Raw genomic sequence first — 19,328 nt, forward strand, 5'->3', positions numbered from 1 at the left:
ATGCATGTCATGATAGTTGACGACCACGCGACCAATAGAGAGTTGTGTCGGTTTATGTTAAGTGGCATAACAGAAAAGGTCACCACTTTTGAAAACGGTGAGGGAGTTGTCAGCGCCATGCGAAAAATGCCGCTTTTGCCTGATGTCATTCTTCTTGATGTAATGATGCCAGTCAAAGATGGTTTTACAACAGCTAAGGAAATCCGTGAAGCGTTTTCCGGAACACATATGCCGATTATTTTCCTTACCGTGTTAGATGATCACGTTTCATTTGAAAAATGCTTGACGGTTGGTGATGATTTTATTCCCAAGCCAGTAGAACGTAGTGTATTGATAGCTAAGGTACAGGCTCACTATCGAATTGTGAAAATACACAACCAAGTTAGAGAACAAAGAGACGAGCTGAGTCATTTTCACGAGCAGGTGCGCTATGATTATGCGATTGCTGAATCAATTTTTTCCAACTTGATGGACGAAATGGGCTCTCAGTTAAATAATATCTACGGTATCGATTACAAATCCACACCATCGACGGTCTTCAATGGGGATATGATCGTGGTCGCCAATCGTCCACATGGTGGTGTTTATGTCATGATCGCTGATGCTACAGGTCACGGTCTTCCAGCGGCTATTTCTGCTATTCCTGCGACACGAGCTTTTTTTTCCATGGCAGCTAAAGGCCTGTCGCTCGGTGATATTGTACGCGAGCTTAATGATGTATTGGTAAGATTTTTACCTATGGGTATGATGTTAGCTGCAAGTGTATTTGAAGTTAGAGCAAACGGTTTTGAGGTTTCATGGTGGGGTGGTGGGTTGCCTGATGGTTATTTATTAGAGAAAGATGGCACCATCGTTCGTAAACTAGTATCAACCCATATGCCGCTTGGCGTACTAAAAGAGCATGAGTTTGAAGCTGAGCTTACACATTATAAGATGGAACCAGATCAAAGGATTGTTTGTTATACCGATGGAGTTGTTGAAGCTGATAATGGAGCCGGGGAGCAATTTGGGCAGTGGCGGCTAGAAGAAGCGTTGACTTCAGGCCGAGCAATCATCCCTACTGTTTTTGAATCGGTTAAAAATTTCTCCAGCCGTAATGTTGGTGATGACTTATCTATACTGGCAATGACGTTTCCTATTTCCAATAGTAACGATAGAATTACTCAACAAAACAATTCTTATTTAAGTCAGACTCAATCTCAGTCTACGATACGTTTCCCTGCTTCTGTACTAAAGTCAGTCACTGTAATGAGTGAAGTAAGGCAGTTTATGACAGGTGTCATGTCGGGAGCACATCTTGATTTAGTATGTTCAGTATTATCTGAGTTATTTGCCAATGCCATTGAGCATGGGTTACTCAATATGGATTCTAGAATCAAAGAAGAGCCAGATGGATTTTTTACTTTTTATCAGATGCGTGAACAAAAACTTCAAGAATTGTCAGATAAGTATTGGTTATCTTTGTCTATTAATTATCAACCGGATAATACAAAGGTAATCATGACTCTTGAGCATAATGGTGAAGGCTTCGATCACGCTAAGATAAAAACTGGAAGTGATAAATCTTTGACACATGGTCGTGGCATCGTACTTGCTTCAGAATTATGTGATTCATTGGAATATTCAAAGCAGGGTAAATGTGTGACTGCCGTCTATCGTTTGGACTCGAAACATCATTTCCCCAGTTCTGACTAATGATATTTACAGTGTAAAAGTAAGTGAGAAGTGACCGAGCGCCTACTTTGCTATAAATTAAATATTCTATTCCAACAGGATTATATAAACTAAACTTAAAGGGATGACAAAAAGTAGGCTGTAAATGTGGAACAAATTAGTCAGCTTATCTGAAGACGAACGACATGTTATAGCTAAGTTGCCACAGGATATCAATCTTGAAGGTAAACTTAGCGATAAAGGTGTTGAGGAAGTGTTAAACAATATCGGCGCTACCGACTTTTGTATACTGACCGAAGAAATTAATCGATTCGTTAATTGTGCAAATGAAGGTAAAAGTGAAGCGTTGATTGGCTTTCCGATCGCTGAAGTAAGAGATGCTGAAGTAGAGGTTGTTTTATCTGATCATGATATGCTTGCTAGCATGGTAGTGACAGGGGCATTTCGTGGTGCACCATTGAAGGGGCCTCAAATTGTTCATGCTCTAGCACGCGCCCATGTTACTAAAGGTATTAATAAACTTGCACTAAAGAAAGTCTTAGTGATGAGTCATCAACTTAAGCCTGGTGAGACTTTTACGCAAGCGGTTGCGAAAGGCAAAAATCCGGTTCAAGGTCAAGATGCTAAGTTTATTCCTTTGGTTAAAGACGTCACTAAGCAAGTTTTAGCACCAACAGAAGATGAAAGTGGCAAAGTTGATATGCTGAATCTCGGTGAGACTGTCACGGTTGAAGCTAATTCGCGTTTGATGAAGAGAATACCTGCCACTAAGGGAGTCCCTGGTATAACCGTGCAAGGGAAGTCTATCCCGCCAAAACCAGGCAGTGACGCTATACTTAAAGCCTCCAAAGGCTCCGAAATCTCTTCAGATGATCCCAATGTACTTATTGCTTCTGTATCTGGAATGCCAATTATCAAAGAGCGTTCAGTTGAGGTTGAAGATGCAATTTGTCTCCCTTCGATTGGTGTTGCAACTGGGCATATAAAATTTAAAGGTAACGTGATTGTTACGGGAAATATTGAGTCTGATATGGTTGTTCGCACCACCGGAAATCTCACTGTCGGTGGGTTTATTGAATCGGCTGACGTTCAGGCTCAGGGGGATATTGAAGTTGCCAAGGGTATTATTGGGCATAATGTTTCAGGCGATGCTGAAAAAACCTGCAAGATTAAATCAGGTGGGTCTATTACGGCAAACTATGCACAATTTTCTGATTTGCAGGCAGCTGAAAATATTAATCTCTCCATACATTGTATGGGTAATGGGATACGGTGCGGTAAAGACCTTACAGTATCAGATGCAGCAGGAAAACAAGGAACGCTCAGTGGTGGGAGTGCTATGGTCGGCGGCAAGATTACTTGCATCAACTTAGGAGTAGAAGGGGATACTGCGACTCATGTGAATGCATTCGCTCGCTATGCAAATTTTAAGGAGCGACAGCATAAATATAAAGAAGAATATACAGCAGCCCAAGAAGCAACCATGAATGTGGTCAGGAAAGAGCTTGAATTTAAAAAACGACCCAAAGTAGAGCGAACTGAAGAAGAACAAGAGAACATTGATAAGTTAAAGCAAGAATCTAATGCTAGATTAGAAAAAGCAAAAATGGCTAGAGATAGACTTGAAATGGAGTTGGAAGAAGCACTGGAAGAAAACATTATAGAGGTCAAGCACAAGGTCTATACACACGTCACGGTGCAGTATGGCGAAGAAAAGGTGATCACAAAACGTGTCCATGGTGCCAGTACTTTTAGCTTTACTCAGTATGAGATAAAATGTGCCTCAGCTATGGATGAAGAAGCACTGGAGCAAGATTAATAATTTACTTATATTGAAAGTAACCAACTCGGTGCGGTTACTTCGTTTGAATAACTCAAATCATTTTATACAGCTGATAATACATTGACAATGTTCATTGTAATCGCAAATGCAGAGCACATAAGCAAAGTGATAGCCAAACTTCCCGTTAAACAGGAAATTGTCAGCCTAGTTCGAATGTTAAGATCATAAACGAGTTCTAGTCTTGCCCCTGCACTTCCTAAGAATGGTTGTGATAAGTTTAAATTTTGACATCAATGGCTCTCATGGCTATCTCCTAAAATAGGAACAACCAGAATATCGACAGGAGAGCGGTTAATCAGCTGCCGAGAGTAAGAAATAATCTTGCTCCAAAAATCCTGATGATGACCACATAGCAATAAATCCACATGATAGCTTTCTATAGTCTCGGAAAGTTTATTGGCTAAATTTCCAGTGCCAACTAAAAAATGTCGGATAGGAAAGTTTGCGTTAGCTTCGAATGATCTTAATTTTTTCATAGCAAGTTCATTGACAGGCCTGACATGTATGTCGGTATGAATGTCGACGAGATCTGGGTAGATCTCACCATGAGTACCATCAATGTGAATAAACGAGATATCAGCGTTGTGCTGTTTAGCCATAAATATTGCTCTTTCAATCAGTAGGTTACTTTCACTAGAGATCTCTAAAGCAACTAAAATATGTTGGTATCTCATCTTGATTTCCTTCTATTATCTCAGACTTTTCCATCATAATTTTAAAAACTAAAAAATACTGCTTACATGATCTCGTATATGCAATGTTACGCTTATCATTGCAAGTGTGACTGCGATTGAGCCGATAAAAATTTAGTGAAATCTCAATAGTTGACACTTTCGGCACATAACTTTTACCTAGATTTGTTAGAGTTGCGTCAATGATAACAATGTACACCTTTCACTGTAGGTCTTGCCCCTGGGTGCCTACATTTTTAAGATCCTATGAAGTTAAACCGATGTATTAATCGCCTGCGCAACTATGACTTAGAGCGTAGTTTGTTCAAGCAACGGGCAGTTGTAGCCTTTGTCATTATGGTATTGCTGTGTTTTGTGCTTGTTGCAAATTTATACCAGCTCGAAGTAAAAGAGTTTTCTTATTATCAGACACGAGCAAACGATAATCGTATCCAAGTTCTGCCTATCTCTCCGCCTAGGGGATTGATTTATGACAGAAACGGTAATCTTGTGGCTCAAAATATTCCAGTTTACGTATTGGAAGTTGTTCCTAACAAGGTGGCGTCTTTACGTGGATCTATCCTTCATTTATCAAACTATATTGAACTATCGCCAGAGCAACAGGAGAAACTCACGCAATTACGCCCTGCTGGACATAAGCCACAGACAATTAAAAGTGGTTTAAGTGAAGTAGAAGTTGCACGATTTTCGGCTCATCAGCATGAATTTCCAGGTTTTAGACTGAATGCAGAAATGAAACGTTATTATCCTTACGGGGCATCGTTAACGCATGTGGTCGGGTACGTAGCACACATCAACGATCGAGACTTGGAACATTTAAAAGAAGGGGGAGAGCTTGCTAATTACCGGGCAACCAAAACGATTGGGAAACTTGGTATTGAGCGATATTATGAAAAACTTTTGCATGGGCAACAGGGCTATGAGGAAGTTGAAGTTAATAACCGTGGGCGTGTGATACGAACTCTTAAATATGTTCCTCCAGTAGCTGGAAAAGATCTCGTTTTAAATATTGATGTCGCTTTGCAAAATCATGTTTATCAACTTTTTGGGGATAGACAAGGTAGTGCGGTTGTCCTTGATCCAAAAGACAATAGTGTTCTAGCAATGGCTTCGAGCCCAAGCTATGATCCCAACCCATTTGTTGACGGGATTTCTAGTGCCGATTATCGTAAATTACTTCAAAACCCTTATCATCCATTACTCAACCGAGCGACTTTAGGGGTCTACCCTCCAGCATCAACGGTAAAACCATTCATTGCCATTGCAGGTTTAAGTGAGAAAGTTATCAATCCTGAGACGGTTCGTAACGACCATGGTCGTTGGCAGATACCTGGATCGAGCCGCCATTCTAAAGCTTGGCGTGATTGGAGACGTTGGGGGCACGGTAATGTAGACGTTACTTTAGCGATTGAAGAATCGGTTGATTCTTTTTTTTACCAAATTGCTTATGACCTAGGAATAGACAGAATATCTGATTGGATGGGAATGTTTGGCTTTGGTCAGAGAACGGGTGTTGATATTTTCGAAGAGACGACTGCCAATATGCCAACGAGAGAGTGGAAGCAACGGCGTCACCACCAGCCGTGGTACAAAGGTGATACTGTGCCTATCGGAATTGGTCAAGGTTATTGGACAGCAACGCCTCTTCAGCTAGCTAAAGCGACTTCGGTGTTAGTGAATCATGGTGATGTGACGCCTCCTCATATACTTAAGGCGGTCATTGAACATGGACAGAGTTATGAAGCTGCACAACTTGTCGACTACCCTACAACAAATGACATGAAGCAAGTTAAAGATACCTATTGGGACATCTCGCTTAATGCAATGCGTTTAGTAAATGAAGGGTCTAGGGGTTCTGGTCGAAGAGTGTTCAAAGGGGCTCAATATTGCAGCGGTGGAAAGTCTGGTACGGCACAGGTCTTTGGCTTAAAAAAGGATGAAGTCTATAACTCAAAAGAGTTAAGCCATAATCTACTCGATCATGCCCTATTTACTGGTTTTGCTCCATGTGAGGATCCTGATTACGTTACAGCTGTCGTTATAGAACATGGGAATGGTGGCTCTAAAGTTGGTGCACCATTTGTTCGAAATGTGTTTGATTACTTATTGTTGAAACACAAGAGTTAGGTAAAGAGATACTACTACGTTTAATTGTTAGGGACATAAAAGCTGGCAATAACACCAGCTTTTCCTAAAAATATTAATTTACCAACAAGTTACTTTTTGGATGCACTTTTGTTTACGTCTTTCCAATATTGAATGCGAATACGGTGAAGTTGAGCTCTTCTCATTTTTTTCATCAAATTACCTCATATAGCAACGTATTTTCTCTTGATTTCATTAAATCAAGTACTTAATGAACAAATTTACTTTAGTGAGCATATTTAAGGATTACCACTTGACTAAATGTTGTTTTTACATATTTCCTCAAGTTTCTGTTATGAAAGTGAAAAACGTCTCATTTTAATGGAATCGTAATGTAATTCTTATAAAGACAGCTTGCGCATACTTTACAAAAGAAACAATAGTTTAACTTGGTTGTCATTTTTTCAGTCTATCCTCACCAAAGATTAAAAAACACACACAAGGAATAGCAATGAAAAACCACGAAGAGCAAGAGTCTCAATTTAGTCAAATGATAGATGCGAGGCTATCTCGTCGACGTTTTTTAACAGGGACTGCTGCTGTTGGAGCTGGTACTTTTTTATCACTTAATCCGATCGCTAAAGCATTTGCAGCGAATAAGAAAAGCACTTTATTGAATTTCTCTGCGGTACCTGCTTCGACAGACGACACCCTGGTTGTGCCTAAAGGCTATAGTGCGACACCTTTGGTTTCATGGGGGGACCCCCTTTTTGCTGATGCCCCTGAGTTTGACTCAAGTGGAAAACAAGATTCTAAAGCTCAATTGAGACAGTTTGGTGATAACAATGATGGAATGAGCTTATTCCCTATTAGCCAAGATCGGGCAGTTATAGCGGTGAATAATGAGTATACCAACTACGAATACCTGTTTGACCATGGTGGTAAATCGATGACGGCAGATGATGTTGCCAAGTCACAAGCTGCCCATGGAGTAACGGTATTCGAAATTAAAAAATCAGGCAGCCAATGGCACTTAGACAAGAAGGGTACCCGTAATCGCAGAATTACAGCCAATACTGAAATGAGATTAACGGGTCCTGCTGCAGGGCATAGTTTGATGAAAACTAAACTCGATCCCTCGGGTACTAAGCCTTTTGGAACATTTGCAAATTGTGCTAATGGGCAAACTCCGTGGGGCACTTACCTCACTTGTGAAGAAAATTTCGATGGCTATTTTGGCAGCGTCAAATCTGTAGATGTATCTGATGATCACAAACGCTATGGAATTTCACCAGTACAAAGTGAATATCAATGGCACAACAATGATGAACGTTTTGATATTGCTATTCACCCTAATGAGGCCCACCGCTTTGGTTGGGTGGTAGAAATTGATCCACACGACCCTGAATCTACGCCGCTTAAAAGAACAGCTCTTGGTCGCTTTAAACATGAGAATGCGGCTGTTGTTGTCAACGATGATGGTCATGTCGTGGTGTATATGGGGGATGATGAACGTGGAGAGCATCTTTACAAGTTTGTTTCCAAGTACAAGTATCAATTAGGTCATGACAAAGAGAATAGAAGCCTTCTTGAAGAAGGGACTCTGTATGTTGCTAAGTTTTATATGGACAAAGACGAATTGAAAGGTCAGGGCGAGTGGGTGGAGTTAACCTATGGGAAAAATGGTCTTAATAAAACCAACGGCTTTAATGATCAGGCTGAAATCGTCACATTTGCACGTCGAGCTGCAACTCATGTAGGTGCAACAACTATGGACCGTCCAGAGTGGGTTGCGGTTCATCCTGACAAGCAATTTGTTTTTTGTACTCTAACAAATAATAAGAATCGAGGTGTAAAAGAGGGTCAACCAGTCGGAGGGCCTAATCCACGTAAAAAGAATAATTATGGGCAGATTGTTCGTTGGTCACCAACCAAAGGAGATCATACAGCTGAGAGGTTTGAGTGGGATTTATATCTGGTTGCGGGTAACCCAAGTGTCCATAAGGGTAATTTGTATGCAGGGAGCGACAATATTAATCCAGATAATATGTTTAATAGTCCAGACGGTATAGGTTTTGATAAAGCTGGTCGTTTGTGGATTCAAACTGACGGTGACTATTCCAATAAAGGAGATTTTGCTGGCCAAGGGAATAACCAAATGCTCTGCGCAGACCCTGATACCGGAGAAATACGACGTTTTTTAACTGGGCCTATTGCTTGTGAAATCACGGGTTTAACGTTCTCTGAAGATTACAAAACAATGTTTATAGGGGTTCAACATCCCGGTGATAAAGGGGCGCCGTCTCATTTTCCTGCTGGTGGTAAAAGTAAGCCAAGATCAACCATCATGGCTATTACGCGTGAAGATGGTGGTGTAATAGGTGCGTAATTGCCTCAATGTGTTTGCAGCGCTATGAATAAAAAGGAGCAGTGATGCTCCTTTTTATCTTTGATAATATTTAGCAGTGGAAGGTAAGTACGTCTTAATCTGAGCGTCCACGGCCAACAATTTTCCATTTGTCTACAACCAGTCCATTTTTCACAATATGTAACCAGTCAAAGTTGTTTAGTGTAGTGTCACAGTGGCTTGGAGTAAGGGTTAAGGTCTGGCCTATCTTGAGCGTGTGGTCTGAATTGAGGTGCAATATGCCATGTTCATCACCACCACATTGATACGTGATGTTTTGATAATAATCGACAGTCGGCATTCCCAAATCGATTGAAAGTGATTTCATTCCAGCATCAACAACAGCTCTATTGGGTGTTGGGTGGCTTATGACTGTGCTGATAACTTTTAATGCAGAGGTAAATTGCAAGTTTTTATCCTGATCTTTTTCATCTCCTATATTGATATATGATGAATCCATAAACAGGTAAGATCCTGCTTGTATCTCAGTGAAATGTAAGTTCTGGTAGGCTTGATAAGTCCCTGTACCTCCCCCGCTGATTATTTGTGGGGTTAGTTTACGTGGCTTAAGCTCAGTTTCTATGTAATCAAAAAGAGTAGTAACAGCTGAACGTGCTTGCTTCTGTCTTTCTTCAAAACCTTTGATAAGCTGTAGGTGACCACTGTATGCTTGTATTCCTGAGTAATTAACCCCTTCAGCTTCGATAATTTTTTCAATGAGATCCAATAAATCTGGGCCGACTGTAACGCCGCACCTTTGTTGGCCGCTTTCCACTTCTATGAAAAGGTTTACTTCTACTTTAGATAGTTGTGCAAACTTGGCAATATCGTCTACGTGCTTTGGGTGGTCGATAACCTGATATAACTTAGCGTCTGGATATTGAGTATGGAGCTTAATTAAACGCTGAATTTTTACATCGCCTGCAATGGGGGTTGTGATAAGAATGTCTTTAATGCCGCCTTCTAGCATGACTTCAGCTTCACCTAACTTTGAGGTGCATATGCCTCTGGCACCGAAATCAATCTGTTTTTGTGCCAGTTGAGGAATTTTATGTGCTTTAGTATGAGGCCTGAGTGTTAAGCCGAGTTTATCAATTCTACGCTGCATTTCTGCTAGGTTATTTTCAACGGTATCCATATCGATAAACAAAGCCGGTGTATCTAGGTTTTCTAATTTCATAGTTTGACACTTATTATTGTATTGCGAATTTGGAGCCTTAAAGAGTTGCCGTATTGGTATGGTTTTGCCTAATATTAAACTATCGCCCTTTATTGCCGTTAACAACTTAAGAGATTTGTTAAATTTTGCGACTCATTTTGAAAGCGAAACTGTATTAATTATGCCGTAGTAGCTATCTGTATGAACAGTATATGCTTTTTTGAAAAAATTACGGCTTAATTTATGGCATACCGCTTGCGTAATTGAGATTGGACATGCATTTAGAATCACAGGAGGAGTCATGGCTCATTCACTGAATTCTCACACCAGCCAGCGTAGTATCAATATCTCTGGGCTACGAATGTTTGCAGATAATGCATCACATCATTCTGATAGTTCAAACGAACACAGGTCTGCTCTCAAAGATGATTATTGGACAGATGATAATGACTTTCCTCTATTGGTAGATTCAGGATTATTCGAACTACCTGAAGCAGCCTGCCCCTATACACTGTTTGATATTGATAGTGTGGTTGCCAGTAAGGAAACCTTGGGGTCCCTTACTATCGATGGTCATGGGCGTTGGTGTTATTCGGTATACAATATCAAGATGCAGTTTCTAAAGCCAGGTGAGAAAAAAATGGAACATTTCTCACTATATACAGAACAAGGCCAATTGCTGACTGTTTTTTTAACTTTGGTGGGCACCGATAGTGGTGCGGCTGTTAAAAAAGTGTTTACGGAAGCGACTGGCTTTGAGAGTTAGGTTTATCTAGGTCTAGGCGGCATTTAGCTGAGTGGCTAATTCGCGGCCATTTCCTCTGAATTGATCGACTGTTGTAGCGAACTCATTAGGTATTTGGAGTAACCTTGAATCTGGATGCTCAGTTATATATTTTAATTTGGATTCGTTGTTCATGAGTCCGTCCCAATCTCTATGAATAGAGAGAGCCAAATGAATTGTGGTAGCCATTTGGGGGGACAGTTCAGCGTCTCTTGGCTCATGAAAGTTTGCAATAGCATCAATCATTGGAGCTGGAAACTTCCACGTTTTTGCCAGTTTTGCGCCTAAAGCCGGAGCACTGATATTGAGTAATTCTTCTTGTACAGATATAGCATCTTCTCCATTTTGTGTTCTTATCGCTATTTCAGCTGCAGCCTCTGGTACTAGGGTATGAATCATTAGTTCACCAATATTATGAAGAATACCTGTTGTAAAAACTTCATGGGTGTCCATTTGTACTTGTTCAGCGATTTTGCTCGCAATGACAGAAACTTCGAAAGTATCTTCCCAATATTGATTAAGATCTAAGGTTTTGACTTTAGGAAAGGCGCTAGATAATACAGATGCAACGACTAATGTTCTTACTGGGCCTGTTCCTACGCGTAAAAGTGCCTGATGAACTGAGGATACAGATGTATTCCCACCAAAATGGGCAGAATTAGCCATACGTAGTAGTCGAGCACTAAGGACTTGATCGGTTGAAATCTTTTGTGAAAGTTTGTCGAAATCTACTTCATCCTGATTGACCATGTTAAGTAAGTCTTGGAGTACTTTTTGTATGCGAGGTAATTCATTGATGCGAGATAACAGAGCTTCTTGAGCCATTTGTATACCCTCTTAAGCTTATAGACGTTAGTAAAGGATAGCATGTCCCGCTTGAGACAAGATTATTGGTTTTGAGTAATAAAAATCAATCTCTGGTCACAATTTGAGTGTTCGAGAGTTTGATTTATTGATAGCATTAGCATGGATAGTCGGGGAGCTAAATTAGGCAGTAACTTGAAAGCTGAGATCGCATTGCGGGACCCGTAGAACCTGATTCAGTTAACACTGGCGTAGGGAACTATTTGCAATGGGCAGACATCACACAGGTGTGCTCAGTTTGTTTAGTCTCTTCTTTGATAAGCGAGACCTGCAGCCAGCAAAGAGTTCCTTTACCTTTAGCACTAGGAACGATTATGTTAAATAAAAGCATCACCTACCCCGTAGTACTCACCATTGCCGGTTCGGATAGTAGTGGTGGAGCTGGGATTCAAGCAGACATTAAGGCGATGTCTGCTACAGGAACCTATCCATGCTCTGTTATTACGGCCATCACCTCCCAAAATACGCTAGGCGTAACTGCTGTCCATTCTATTCCTCTTAAACACATAGCAAGCCAAATAGATGCAGTATTGAGCGACCTCAACGTTGTTGCGGTCAAAGTTGGTATGCTAGTTGATGACCAAGTGATTAGGCTCGTTGCCGATAAGCTTCGACAATATCGGCCTAAAAACTTGGTTTTAGACCCAGTGATGGTTTCAACCAGTGGTCAAAGGTTATTAGAGCATTCAGCTGTGATGACTTTGAAAGAAGAATTGATTCCAATGATGGATTTAATTACTCCTAACTTACCTGAAGGCGCAGCATTGATAGGTAGTCAGGATCCAAAAGATAACAATCAGATGGAAAATATGGTTGAGCCCTTGCGGGGATTAGGTTCAGAGATGGTGCTTTTAAAAGGGGGACATATGGATTCAGACCAAAATAGCTGCTCTGACTTACTCATATTATCTGATAGTGTTGAGTGGCTGCATTCCAGGCGTTATTCAACAAGAAACACTCATGGAACTGGATGTACACTTTCTGCAGCCATTACATCATACCTAGCCCAAGGGTATAAGCTACATAAAGCTGTTTATTTAGGGAAGCAGTACGTCTCAAAAACTATTGCTAATGCTGATGATCTCAAGATAGGAAGAGGGCATGGCCCTGTACATCACTTTTTTGATGGGCATACGAATGTTCGATGATAGTATTTTCTTAGTGTTACCTAGCACTATCACAAAATGTAAAAACGGTGCCTAAAGGAATTAAAAGTGCAATTCTTAGGTTTGGGTTATCATTGATGCCATAAAATTTTTATATTATTGAAACGTTTAACAGCTTTGTGTGATGATTTTAACATGTTAGCGTTAACTTTCACTTATTTGACATTGATCTGATAAATCATCCCTATTGCTTCGATTACTATTCACCCTCTTCAAAGTATGGTGCGGAGTTTTACTAGTGAAGCATTCCTTTTCGAGCAAGCAATATGGTGTGACCCTTCTAGTAATATTTTTCTTAGGGATTATGGCTCTGAGTTTAATGGCTAGTGATATTGACTTATTTAGTCCCGTATCCGCATCTACTGGCTTTAGTTATACAGCTCTAACATTTTCCGCAGGGCCAAAAGGATTTATTGTTTCTCTCGTAGTCTTAGCTGCTATGACGTGGAGACTTACCCCTAACAGGGTTCTGTGGATGAAGAAAATGTTCCATTTAGGTTTGATTCTTGCCGTAGGTTTTATTTGTAAAACGGCTCTAAAGCAAGTTACAGAAAGCCCGCGTCCATACACTGAAGTATTGACGCAAAACCTCTTGATTCCTCAGCCTTCGCACTTCTATAACCTAAGCTTGTTTCAAAAGCAGCAAGTGATTGAGGAAGTGACAAACAATGTGAGTACTTGGAGAACCAATCAGTGGCAGGGAGAAAAAGATTTTTCTTTTCCCTCAGGGCATACGATTTTCGTCGCTATATGTTTGGCTTTTTTTGGTAATTTGTTTCTTCAAAATGGCCGCTATCTTCTTACGCTCGCACTCAGTACATGGGCAATGGGGGTTGCATATAGCCGCTTATGGCTTGGAATGCACAGGCCGATCGACCTTTTGGGGTCAGTCGTGTTTGTGTTGTTAGTTTATATTCTTAGTGTAAAACTGGAGAAAGTGAGTGATAAAGTCTTAAGCCGTTGTCTTAAAGTAAAAGTTGGTGGGAGCTAGAAGAGTAATTGTCAGGAAAAAACTCACTTTTCCTGACAATGGTAATCTGCGTTATAGGTCGCGCATAAGTGTTTCATATTCTTCATTAGTCTGAGAAATAAGGTGGTGAAGTTCAAGCGCATCCTTGTCATCAAGATCCAGTTGCCATTGATGTTGTGCTCCTTTGCCCTTAAGACGTGTGTTTCCGGCTAACTTTTCAAAACTTATATCGTAAAGGTCAGTTTGATGGTGTTCCTTTTTTTCAATAATATCAACACCTAAAATTCCTGTTGGGTTGACCTCTATATGAGCATGAAAGTGATTTTTGTCTTGTAGCTGGTAGTCTCTGAATGTTGAAATCATGTATAACCCCCTTAGTGATTTATTGATGAGTTTTTCAATTGTAGGACAGAGATCTGAATGTGGTAAAAAATAGTTTTCAAGCTTGATCTAGGTTAAACAGATGTTCAAAATTCCGTCACGGATTTCAACATTTTTTCAATTGCATTGATAGCATGGGTAACAGAAGCAGGTGGTGATTTAGAATAAGGATGCAAGGCATAAACATTGTTTATAGCTAAGTAATGCTCCTTAAAACAAGGTTCTAAGTCCGGGTATCGGCTTAGCAGGAAATCTGGTAGTAAGCCAACGCCCATTCCGTTTTGAATTAAGCTAGCCACTTGGTTGACGTTGTTTGCTCTATGATGGGCAGTATAACAGAGCTCAGTTGTTAATGAATTACCCCTGTGGTTAAGAGTATGAACGATATCTTTTTCCTGCCATTGGTTCGCAATATAGTTAGCTTCAGCTGCACTTTGGCAGGCACGTTTTGATTGACAGAGTACGTCCTGAAAACGACCAATTCGCTTTTGTTTTATATTGCTATCTGGGGACTCTCCGAACCGAATTGCGATATCTATATCATTTTGGAGTAAGTCTAATTGGCGATCATCAGCGATTAAATTTAGTGATACTTTTGGGTAAGAGGCAAATGCACTGCATAAAGCAGGTATGACAATAAGCTCCATCAAAGCTACTGGTGCAGTGACCGATATTTTACCATATGGTTGCTGTTGTAATTGATGGATATCCTCCCAAGCATGAGACATTACATCATTCAATGCGACGCAATGTCGGTAGAACTGCTCACCAGCGAGGGTAAGTGATTGTCGGCGTGTTGTTCGCTTTAGCAAGTCTATGTTTAGCTCATTTTCGAGTTGCTTAAGATGATTGCTGAGAACTGACTTTGATAGTTCGAGTCTTTCAGCGGCTTTAGAAATCGATCCTGAGTCTACAATCGCCTTAAAGATCATCATTTGTCTGTGTTTATTCATTATTGTTCTCCTTTTAAAAACAGTTTTTCTAATTGGTCTGCTTTTATATGTTAAATCTAGATGCACACTGCTTGCATAAAAAAGCAAGGAAGAATTAAATCATCAACTTAGAGTCTATGTAAAGTGGGTAGTCAAGCGTGGAAAAATAGCGATATCAAATGACAATAAATCGATGATGAAATTTTTATATGATCTTCAAAGTGGACCATGAGTAAAGACTTTGGCGTTGTACATAAAGAGGTATGGAGCATTTGCGAAGATGGTGCTGTCAGACTGCCTTTTGATGAGTTTGAAGTCTTGGGTTAACGATACGTTACAATAAGGCCTCGGGGTGAAGGTTTGATGGATGATTGGCAACTACCAAGTACCAACACAAAATATTTAACAAGGTAGATATACCATTTCAAAGTAATGTTCACTTGAACATTATAAAGTCAATTTCTTTGGTTGAACATGTTGCCTCCATCCAATCTCTAGGTGTCATTCCTATAGCATTTCTCGTTTTCATTTGGACTGATTTAGCAGTTTGGAGTAATGCTTTCGAAAAAATCAACTTGTTCACTCTTTTAATGCTGTTTCTTTCGTCATTTTTTAACGCCCAATGAAGAGCAAAGGCATTAAAGATATTCTTTTCTTCTACAGAGGCTAACATAGATTTTATGTGATTTTGGTTACCCAACTCAGCAGCAATATGCAGAGGGGTAAAACCTCGACTATCTTGCCGGGAGCTTTGTTGAGGTGAAAACTTAGATAGGTCAAGATTATTGTGAAATGCGCCAAAATGACAAGGTAGTTGGCCTAGTTTGTTTTTTTGATTAATGAAGCTTGGGAATCTTTTAGCTATGAAGTCTGAAAGTGGCGAATTAATCATCAATGAATAATGTAGAAGATTGTTATCTATTGAATCGCGGATATTACTGAGTTTTTTATTATTTATCATGTCAATAAATAGCTCGGATTCTTGGTTATCAAGGGTTTTGATGGGATCGAAGAATAAGTTAAAGAGCGTAACCGACCCTTTGTTTCTTTGGCATTGTTCGATTAAGTCATTCATTCCATTCTCACGGTAATTTTTTTATCTGGAAGGAATTCGCTAATGAAATCCTTGCAGGCTTTAATGCTTTTAAAGGTTGCAATGTCGTTACGTTTGGTCACAAACACAAAATGTTGATCTTTTAGTTTTCCTTGGAAGTAAATAACCCTATCTGAGATCACCATTTCAATATTATCCATGTGATTTCTAGTTAGAGTGTCGACATCATAAGCGCTAATTCTCATCATCTTTTAATTCAACTTGAAATATAAAAATGCCTAGTTTTTTTAATGTTTTTGAACATGAATCTAGGCTTTTAAAGTTTTTTTTCATGCCATGAGAATCTGACATATACACAAACTTCTCATCTGGAGTTAAAAACTGGATACTGAACCCAAGTTTTTCTTCTATTACCGATGTAAAAGATATAAATCCGAGCGATACCATAATCTGAGCTTTTCCTTGGGAAATCAACATTTCATCGCTCATTACATCGCCCTACCATCGCCTTAAGCGTACCGATAAATTATCTATTTTTCTCTTTGTTATATCAATACTTAAAAAATCAAAAATTAATTATTGAAATAAAAAATTCAATATTGCATTATTGATTCGTTCTTTAAGAACTGAGTTGTATTTTAAATAGTCAATAATTTTTGTTGATAACTCTATATATTAAGAGTGGGTCATGACTTAAAGTAGTGATACGCTGAACTAGTTATTTTCAAAGGCGGATTTTTCGGTGATTAGCCAAGTCAAATAATGTCTCTGGAATAATTCTAGGTATTTGTGAACATATCGAGTGGACTTTGATTTAGTACATATGGTCTTAGTGGAAAATACGATGAAAGATAATGTTTGATTAATCAATTACCTTTCATTAAATTCTAGGGATAAGTTTTTGGTTTATCGGGCCATAAGCGGAATAAATGGATTTGAATCATAAGCACTAAGATTATTGAGCGGTATATCTAGCCTAATTGATATACTTTGAGCCATGACTATATTTTTAATGCCCTAAAATACGAATAGATGATAGAAAAATGGAATGTTTGTAATGGTTATTACCATTAATTTCAATAAATTTGGTACTCGGTTAATTTGGATCGTGTATGTTTAGCTGATCAAGAATATTTCTCAGTGATTCACTAGTCGCACTGCCTTGTTCTTTCGACAGGTTTAGTGCCCATTTTCCAAGAGAACAGTAGACATCAGTGAGCATTCCGTCATCATCCTTTAAAGCATTTAAGTGTGTACTAACTGTCTCTGAATCCCCTCGCGCTATAGGGCCAGTTAAAGCGGATACTGCTCCCAAGGCGAATATATTTGTAATTGTGCCACGGACAATCGGTTCCATCACTTTGAGCGCCGTTTTTCTATCAAGACCAGAGTCAACGTACATTGAGGTTGCTGCTTCTATTAAAGCAACAAGGTTATTGCATGCCATCACAGTTGCGCCATGATAGAGGGCTTTTTTATCTGTATTGATTCTAAATATATGCCCCCCAATGCTTTGAAAACATCCTTCGAGTATGCCTAGCGCCTTTTCATCACCTTCTACCGCGCAAAAAGTCCCCTTAAAATCTGACACTGCGATTGATGGTTCCGCAAAGCTTTTGACCGGATGTACGCTAGCTATATAGCAACCATGCTCTTGGGCACGTTGAAAAATACGTGAAGGTACAGCGCCACTACAATGAAAAATTACGCTGTTTTGTTTAAAGTCGTGTACATCTAACATGCGATCGCACACTTCTCCAAGAGCCCCGTCCGCCGTTGTTATCATATACAGGTCGGCTTGCTCCATGTCACTTAAGTTGGCAATGGGAGTTCCTGTGCCGATAAATGAAGCAGCTCTTTCAGCGCTTAATTTGGTTCGGTTATAAATCGAACCTACCTGAAAAACTTTGGTATTGACCAGCAGTTTTCCAAGAGTTTGGCCAACACGTCCTGCACCCACAATATTTATTTTCATACTGATTTCCAAGCTCGACTATTGAACGATATAAGCTGTAAACTTATGTCTTAGTATCTAGATTAACAATAATTAGATCGATACATTATCGAGAATATATCGTTAATTCAATATTCGTTTTATATTGATGCTGAATAGATTTTGGGCAGAAGCGTGCTAGTCAGTTGGACTAACACGGACACATTTATAAGTGTGAGATGATGTGTTACTTTTTGCTAAAAAATAGGCAGGGTAGTGGGTGTAAATATTGCTGATACTAGTCTTCTGTCGCTTCATGGATGGCTTGTTTGGTATCCCCCCATACCTTGGATGAGTCATCTTTTACGCCTTGCCAAGTGCTTGAACAGCCCGCGATCAGCATAATTATGGCGATAAGTGCAGTTTTCATGTTCTATTCCTTAAGTTGTTCACTTGTTGTTAACTATATCAAAAATGACTAAAGCAAACAGGTATTTGCTCTTTCTTTGTGCTTTAGACTGAGTCTCAGCCATCGAAATAGTGAATAACCTAGCTGTTCCAATTGAAATCGGTTTATACTTCGACTGTTATAGAAATACTTTTTTAGGAATGATTAATGGAACTTGAAGCAGTTGCAAAGGCGCTTAAAGAGCTTGGCCACCCAACCCGTTTATCTATTTATAAGTGCGTTGTTAAAGCGGGAAAGAAAGGCGTTGCTGTTGGTGTTATCCAAGATATGTTGGATATTCCAGGGTCGACTTTGTCTCATCATATTTCGAGTTTAGCGTCTGCAAACCTTATAACACAGCGGCGAGAAGGGCGAACATTGTATTGTGTGGCCGAGTATCAAAATCTTTCAGAGGTGATTTGCTTCCTTCAAGCTGAATGCTGTATTAATGAGTCATGTTAATACAATCCCCTTTATGTAGGATAACTATTTATGATTTCAGCACTGTATGCTTCTATATTAGCTGGCTTAATGATTTGGCTTTCTTTTCAAGTAATTAAACAACGCCGACGTGCTAAAATTGCGTATGCCGATGGCGGCGTTAATGCGCTTCAAGTTGCTCGTAGTGCGCATAGCAATGCGGTTGATTACATTCCTATTACGCTAATTTTGCTGGCGCTGGCTGAGTTCAATGGTGCTAGCCCTTGGATGATTCATGGTATTGCTATCTTGTTTGTTGTCGGTCGGGTGATACATGCTAAAGCGATATTGGCAGAGAGCTTAAAGGGCCGAGTTCAAGGAATGAAGTTAACGTTTTTGTCGATGGCATTACTAATTGCTTTAAACTTGGTTTATCTTCCATACAGCCAGTTATGGTAGCGGCTCAGGGTGAATATATTGACCCTTATTCCTTACATTTCTGTAAAACCTTTTTGC

19 protein-coding genes and 1 riboswitch are annotated in these 19,328 nt (G+C 39.7%); of the genes, 9 read left to right on the forward strand and 10 right to left on the reverse strand.

Annotated features, from left to right (window positions below; genetic code table 11):
- The gene (locus KO511_RS21670) at nt 1-1,695 is read left to right on the forward strand and encodes an ATP-binding SpoIIE family protein phosphatase (protein WP_215989462.1); all 1,695 of its coding nucleotides are present in this window, start codon (nt 1-3) and stop codon (nt 1,693-1,695) included.
- A gap of 124 nt (nt 1,696-1,819) precedes the next feature.
- On the forward strand, nt 1,820-3,493 hold the full coding sequence (locus KO511_RS21675) for a DUF342 domain-containing protein (RefSeq protein ID WP_215989463.1): 1,674 nt from the start codon (nt 1,820-1,822) through the stop codon (nt 3,491-3,493).
- A 254-nt stretch (nt 3,494-3,747) separates the two neighbouring features.
- On the opposite strand, the gene KO511_RS21680 is transcribed toward KO511_RS21675, so the two are convergent.
- Nucleotides 3,748-4,191 carry a universal stress protein gene (locus KO511_RS21680; protein ID WP_215989464.1) on the reverse strand — a complete coding sequence of 148 codons (444 nt, stop codon included), beginning with the start codon at nt 4,189-4,191 and terminating at the stop codon, nt 3,748-3,750.
- 264 nt (nt 4,192-4,455) lie between these two features.
- Here KO511_RS21680 and mrdA point away from each other — a divergent pair, with 264 nt between their 5' ends.
- Together mrdA and KO511_RS21690 are read left to right on the forward strand one after the other, a co-directional pair.
- Nucleotides 4,456-6,336 (forward strand): penicillin-binding protein 2, encoded by a 1,881-nt coding sequence (mrdA, locus tag KO511_RS21685; protein WP_215989465.1) that lies wholly within the window; start codon nt 4,456-4,458, stop codon nt 6,334-6,336.
- Nucleotides 6,337-6,805: 469 nt separating this feature from the next.
- Nucleotides 6,806-8,683 (forward strand): PhoX family protein, encoded by a 1,878-nt coding sequence (locus KO511_RS21690; protein WP_215989466.1) that lies wholly within the window; start codon nt 6,806-6,808, stop codon nt 8,681-8,683.
- 94 nt (nt 8,684-8,777) lie between these two features.
- Here the strand turns inward: KO511_RS21690 and KO511_RS21695 are convergent, their stop codons facing one another.
- Entirely contained in the window at nt 8,778-9,881 is a 1,104-nt protein-coding gene (locus KO511_RS21695) for a DSD1 family PLP-dependent enzyme (protein WP_215989467.1), read from the reverse strand.
- 280 nt (nt 9,882-10,161) lie between these two features.
- Here KO511_RS21695 and KO511_RS21700 point away from each other — a divergent pair, with 280 nt between their 5' ends.
- Complete coding sequence (locus KO511_RS21700; RefSeq protein ID WP_215989468.1) at nt 10,162-10,626, forward strand: VCBS domain-containing protein; 465 nt, start codon at nt 10,162-10,164, stop codon at nt 10,624-10,626.
- A 12-nt stretch (nt 10,627-10,638) separates the two neighbouring features.
- On the opposite strand, the gene KO511_RS21705 is transcribed toward KO511_RS21700, so the two are convergent.
- Nucleotides 10,639-11,469 carry an HDOD domain-containing protein gene (locus KO511_RS21705; protein ID WP_215989469.1) on the reverse strand — a complete coding sequence of 277 codons (831 nt, stop codon included), beginning with the start codon at nt 11,467-11,469 and terminating at the stop codon, nt 10,639-10,641.
- Between the two features lie 140 nt (nt 11,470-11,609).
- A riboswitch (TPP riboswitch) is annotated at nt 11,610-11,723 on the forward strand.
- Nucleotides 11,724-11,822: 99 nt separating this feature from the next.
- Between KO511_RS21705 and thiD the strand changes: the two genes are divergently transcribed.
- Both thiD and KO511_RS21715 read left to right on the forward strand, forming a co-directional pair.
- On the forward strand, nt 11,823-12,656 hold the full coding sequence (gene thiD / locus KO511_RS21710; RefSeq protein WP_215989470.1) for a bifunctional hydroxymethylpyrimidine kinase/phosphomethylpyrimidine kinase: 834 nt from the start codon (nt 11,823-11,825) through the stop codon (nt 12,654-12,656).
- Between the two features lie 256 nt (nt 12,657-12,912).
- Entirely contained in the window at nt 12,913-13,665 is a 753-nt protein-coding gene (locus KO511_RS21715) for a phosphatase PAP2 family protein (protein ID WP_436840236.1), read from the forward strand.
- A 51-nt stretch (nt 13,666-13,716) separates the two neighbouring features.
- On the opposite strand, the gene KO511_RS21720 is transcribed toward KO511_RS21715, so the two are convergent.
- From KO511_RS21720 to KO511_RS21750, 7 genes are all read right to left on the reverse strand, one after another.
- Nucleotides 13,717-14,007, reverse strand: a complete 291-nt coding sequence (locus tag KO511_RS21720; RefSeq protein ID WP_215989471.1) for a hypothetical protein — start codon at nt 14,005-14,007, stop codon at nt 13,717-13,719.
- A gap of 104 nt (nt 14,008-14,111) precedes the next feature.
- Nucleotides 14,112-14,978 (reverse strand): LysR family transcriptional regulator, encoded by an 867-nt coding sequence (locus tag KO511_RS21725; RefSeq protein WP_215989472.1) that lies wholly within the window; start codon nt 14,976-14,978, stop codon nt 14,112-14,114.
- A gap of 415 nt (nt 14,979-15,393) precedes the next feature.
- On the reverse strand, nt 15,394-16,032 hold the full coding sequence (locus tag KO511_RS21730; RefSeq protein WP_215989473.1) for an ankyrin repeat domain-containing protein: 639 nt from the start codon (nt 16,030-16,032) through the stop codon (nt 15,394-15,396).
- The gene (locus KO511_RS21735; protein ID WP_215989474.1) at nt 16,029-16,259 is read right to left on the reverse strand and encodes a hypothetical protein; all 231 of its coding nucleotides are present in this window, start codon (nt 16,257-16,259) and stop codon (nt 16,029-16,031) included. The genes KO511_RS21730 and KO511_RS21735 overlap by 4 nt, the downstream gene beginning before the upstream one ends.
- The gene (locus KO511_RS21740) at nt 16,246-16,500 is read right to left on the reverse strand and encodes a hypothetical protein (protein ID WP_215989475.1); all 255 of its coding nucleotides are present in this window, start codon (nt 16,498-16,500) and stop codon (nt 16,246-16,248) included. The genes KO511_RS21735 and KO511_RS21740 overlap by 14 nt, the downstream gene beginning before the upstream one ends.
- 607 nt (nt 16,501-17,107) lie before the next feature.
- Nucleotides 17,108-17,986: a Rossmann-like and DUF2520 domain-containing protein gene (locus KO511_RS21745; RefSeq protein WP_215989476.1), complete on the reverse strand. Its 879-nt coding sequence runs from the start codon at nt 17,984-17,986 to the stop codon at nt 17,108-17,110.
- Between the two features lie 256 nt (nt 17,987-18,242).
- Nucleotides 18,243-18,374 carry an entericidin EcnAB gene (locus tag KO511_RS21750; protein WP_215989477.1) on the reverse strand — a complete coding sequence of 44 codons (132 nt, stop codon included), beginning with the start codon at nt 18,372-18,374 and terminating at the stop codon, nt 18,243-18,245.
- 186 nt (nt 18,375-18,560) lie between these two features.
- Between KO511_RS21750 and KO511_RS21755 the strand changes: the two genes are divergently transcribed.
- Together KO511_RS21755 and KO511_RS21760 are read left to right on the forward strand one after the other, a co-directional pair.
- The gene (locus KO511_RS21755) at nt 18,561-18,854 is read left to right on the forward strand and encodes an ArsR/SmtB family transcription factor (RefSeq protein ID WP_215989478.1); all 294 of its coding nucleotides are present in this window, start codon (nt 18,561-18,563) and stop codon (nt 18,852-18,854) included.
- A 30-nt stretch (nt 18,855-18,884) separates the two neighbouring features.
- Nucleotides 18,885-19,271: an MAPEG family protein gene (locus KO511_RS21760; protein ID WP_215989479.1), complete on the forward strand. Its 387-nt coding sequence runs from the start codon at nt 18,885-18,887 to the stop codon at nt 19,269-19,271.
- The last annotated feature ends 57 nt before the right edge of the window (nt 19,272-19,328 follow it).

Origin of the sequence: Vibrio hepatarius (assembly GCF_018860525.1) — a bacterium.
In the GTDB taxonomy this organism is placed as follows: domain Bacteria; phylum Pseudomonadota; class Gammaproteobacteria; order Enterobacterales; family Vibrionaceae; genus Vibrio; species Vibrio hepatarius_B.